We start from the raw sequence: 1,802 nt of genomic DNA on the forward strand, positions 1-1,802 counted from the left end.
GTTTCGGCCGGACACGGCCTTCGCTCGTCCGTACGCGTCCATCTCGGGCGCGTACGGGCGTTTTCGACCCCCCGTCATGGGCACTCTGTACTCACACCGTCACCGGCGGGCCCGATGGCGTTCACCGGGCTCGCCGTACGGACGATCCTCGCCCGACACGTCCCGCACCGTCGCACAGTCAATGCCGCAATCCGGGACACTTTGCCCTGATCTGTCGTGTGCCCGGGGAAAGGACGCGACGCCATGCCGGAAGCTCCGCTCTCCCGGGGGGCACATCACCCGCCGACCGCCGTACCGCGGGACCAGCCCCCACCGGCCGCGGCCCGCACCGCCGCGGCCGCGGGCCCGCCCGGGCTGCTCACCTCGCTCGCGCCGCTGCTCGCCGAGTGGCTGCCCCGGCAGCGCTGGTTCGCGGGCAAGGGCCGTCCCGTCACCGGCTTCGCGCTGGTCTCCGCGACCGAGCTGCTGCCGTGGCGGGCGAGCGGCGGCACGCCCGGGCTGCTCCATCTGCTGATCCGCGCCCAGCAGCCGGAGCCGCCCGGCCACCGGCACGGCTTCGGCTGCGGCCACCGGCGCGGGGCGGCGGCCAGCGACTGCTACCAGCTCCTGCTCGGGGCGCGCCCCGCCCTGCCGCCGCCGCTCGCCCCCGCGCTCATCGGCCGGCCCAGCGGCGGGCCGCTGGACGGGCAGACGGTGTACGAGGCGCTGGCCGACCCCCGGCTCACCACGCTGCTGCTGGAGCGGCTGCGGATGCCCGGGCGGCTCGGCCCGCTGCGCTTCGTACGGGAGCCGTCCAGCGCGATCCCCTCCGCGCTCGCGCCCCGGGTGATGACCGCCGAGCAGTCCAACTCCTCGGTGGTTTACGGCGATACGTTTATTCTCAAGCTCTTCCGGCGGGTCAGCCCCGGCACCAACCCCGACCTGGAACTCCCCCTCGCGCTCGCCCGCACCGGCTGCGCCCGGGTGCCCGCGCCCGCCGCCTGGTTCGAGGCCGAGCCCCCGGCCGAGGGCGCCGGGCCACGGCCGGAGCCGGTCACGCTGGGGGTGCTCCAGCCCTTCCTGACCGGCTCCCGGGACGGCTGGCAGCTCGCGCTGGACGCCCTGGCCGCCGACGGCGACTTCACCGACGCCGCCCGCGCGCTGGGGCACGCGACCGCCGAGGTCCATCTGGCGATGGCCCGCGCACTGCCCACTTCCGTGCTGCGCCGCCCGCAGATCGAGCACCTCGCCGCCGCGATGAGCGAACGGCTCGACTCGGCCGCCGCCGCGGTGCCCGCCCTCCAGCCGTACCGCACCGCGCTGCACGGCGCGTACGAGGACCTGGCCGCGCTGGGGCGCGCGGGCCGCACCTGGGCGGCCCAGCGCATCCACGGCGATCTGCACCTGGGGCAGGCGCTGCTCACGGGAAACGACGGCGGCGGAGGCGGGCGGTGGTCACTCATCGACTTCGAGGGCGAGCCGTCCCGTCCGCTGGCCGAGCGGCGCCGCCCGCAGCCGCCGGTGCGCGACATCGCGGGCATGCTGCGGTCCTTCGACTACGCGGCGGCCGTGGGACGCCATGAGCGCCCGCAGGAGTGGGCGGGCCGCACCCGCGCCGCGTACTGCGCGGGCTATGCGGAGGGTTCCGGCACCGATCCGCGCGACGAGCCGGAGCTGCTGCGCGCCCACGAGACCGACAAGGCCGTCTACGAGGTGCTCTACGAGGCGCGGCACCGCCCCGACTGGCTGTCCGTCCCGATGACCGCGATCCACCGCCTGGCCGCCACCCGCGCCTGACTCTGGACCGGGGAGCCCGGTCCGGG

At 76.4% G+C, this 1,802-nt stretch carries 1 protein-coding gene; it reads left to right on the forward strand.

Features of this window, described 5'->3' with window-relative positions:
* Nucleotides 1-243: 243 nt before the first annotated feature.
* A complete protein-coding gene (locus GWI24_RS43965) occupies nt 244-1,776 on the forward strand; it encodes a phosphotransferase (RefSeq protein WP_210951600.1) in 1,533 nt (510 codons plus the stop codon).
* Nucleotides 1,777-1,802: the final 26 nt, after the last annotated feature.

This window comes from Streptomyces sp. MK37H (assembly GCF_018035285.1).
In the GTDB taxonomy this organism is placed as follows: Bacteria; Actinomycetota; Actinomycetes; order Streptomycetales; family Streptomycetaceae; genus Streptomyces; species Streptomyces endocoffeicus.